The sequence below is a fragment of the Paraburkholderia sp. SIMBA_030 genome, assembly GCF_046535245.1.
Classification (GTDB): domain Bacteria; phylum Pseudomonadota; class Gammaproteobacteria; order Burkholderiales; family Burkholderiaceae; genus Paraburkholderia.
Genome location: NZ_JAWRXB010001396.1, coordinates 1 through 244, shown reverse-complemented (window position 1 = coordinate 244; position 244 = coordinate 1). Strand labels below are relative to the sequence as shown.

Below are 244 nucleotides of genomic sequence, written 5' to 3'. Positions count from 1 at the left end.
CAACTTGGCAGGGCGGCCGACGCAACGGTGAGCACCTTCCAAGACCCCACTCCCACGTCTCCGGAGATCGCATACCTCTGGCTGCGCAGGGAAATCTCCTCACATCCTTGGGATCAGGACGCCTTCTTCACCGAAAATGCGATCGCTGAGGCTGCCGGAGTCTCCCGGACCCCCGTCCGTGATGCGCTGCTCCGGCTTGAAGCGGCAGGTCTTCTTCGGCGCGTGCCCCACAAGGGCGCGTATG

1 protein-coding gene is annotated in these 244 nt (G+C 63.9%); it reads left to right on the top strand.

Annotation, left to right across the window (positions count from 1 at the left end):
• Positions 1–27: 27 nt before the first annotated feature.
• Positions 28–244: GntR family transcriptional regulator (locus SB772_RS44625; protein ID WP_410839105.1), on the top strand; the 217-nt coding region annotated here is incomplete at its 3' end.